The following is a 1276-nucleotide window of genomic DNA, read 5'->3' as shown; positions in this document are numbered from 1 at the left end:
CGCCGTCGCGCTTCTCAGCGGCCCCGGCGTCGTGGGAGCCGGGTTATAGGCGCCTCGGCCAAACCCGGCAAGCGCTTTTTTCATCGACCAGCATTTTTTCTGAAACGCCGGCGTCACAAAGAACCATCGGCACCGCGTCAACGCTCGATCAGATAGCGCAGCGTCAGCGTCGTCCGCGTCACCGGTTCGGCGACGACCAGCGCGGCGTCGGCGTAGCGCGGAGGGCCGAAGCGCATGGGCGCGTCGTTGCTGAAGCCGACCCCCTCCTTCGGCAGGCCGAGGAAGTTGCGGTCGAGTTCGAGATTCTGATTCTCGTCATGAAAGGACTGCACAGCGTAGGTGCCGGGCGGCACCTTGTGCACCACCACGGTGACGCTGCCCGGCCGCGCCGGTTCCGCCGCGGTGTAGGGACAGTGGGGCCCCAGGAACGTCTCCGCCGTGCACACCGCGACCAGCACCTTTCCCTGCGCGTTCGTGACGTTGACGACGGTGATGGACAGGTCGGCGGCAGCAGCCTGAGCCGTCGCGAGACCGAACGCCAGCGCCGCCAGCCATCCGCCCACTGTGACGCGACGAGCGTTCTGGTGTTGCCAAGAAGTCATGGTGCACCCGTTTTGGAGGTGGACGGATAGGCGCGTCCCCGCCATTCCGCCGGGCGGCCCCGGCGGGCGCGCAGCAGCGCCGACCATTGGATCGCCAGCAGGATGAGGATGCCCACCGGATGGAGCAGCGCGCCGGCCAAACTCTGATGGAAACGGACGGCCAACAGCACGCGGAACGACAGCCCCGCCGCCACGGCCAACGCCGCCAGGGCGACCGCAGCGTCCGGCAACGGGGCCAGCGCCGCCCAGCCCAGCAGCAGCCAGGGCAGGACATGGCCGCCGAACAGCAGCAGGGTCCAGACCGGCAAAGCGACCGGGGTCGCCATCCCCTCCGTCGCGTTCTTCGAGAAGCCGGACCACACCTCCCCCCAGCCGCGATACATCCGGCAGCGGGCGAGGCCGGTCGCGTCGAACAGGTCGCTCCCCTGCCCCGCCCGGCGGAAGGCGCGCGGCAGCGTCACCCCGTCGTGGAGCGAGGTCGCGATGGCGGCGTGGCCGCCGGCCGCCGCGTGGGCGTCCCGCCGCACCGCGATCAGCTGGCCGCAGGCGGCGGCGAATCCCGGACTGCCCGACCAGCGCATCCCGACCATCGGCAGGTAGCCGAGCAGAAGCACATGGATCAGCGGAATCACCAGCGCCTCGGCCAGGGAGCCGGTCTCCTGGCGGGGGAAGCC

At 70.4% G+C, this 1276-nt stretch carries 1 protein-coding gene and 1 pseudogene; both read right to left on the bottom strand.

Annotated features, from left to right (window positions below):
• Positions 1-137 precede the first annotated feature (137 nt).
• The gene (locus tag GBZ26_RS29425) at positions 138-602 is read right to left on the bottom strand and encodes a DUF2141 domain-containing protein (RefSeq protein ID WP_174441809.1); all 465 of its coding nucleotides are present in this window, start codon (positions 600-602) and stop codon (positions 138-140) included.
• Positions 599-1276: pseudogene (locus GBZ26_RS29420) on the bottom strand (glycosyl transferase); the annotation flags it as partial. The pseudogene GBZ26_RS29420 and the gene GBZ26_RS29425, both read right to left, overlap by 4 nt.

Origin of the sequence: Azospirillum formosense (assembly GCF_013340925.1) — a bacterium.
Taxonomy (GTDB): Bacteria; Pseudomonadota; Alphaproteobacteria; order Azospirillales; family Azospirillaceae; genus Azospirillum; species Azospirillum formosense.
The sequence above is the reverse complement of the archived record's forward strand: the minus strand, read 5'-3'. Positions and strand labels throughout refer to the sequence as shown.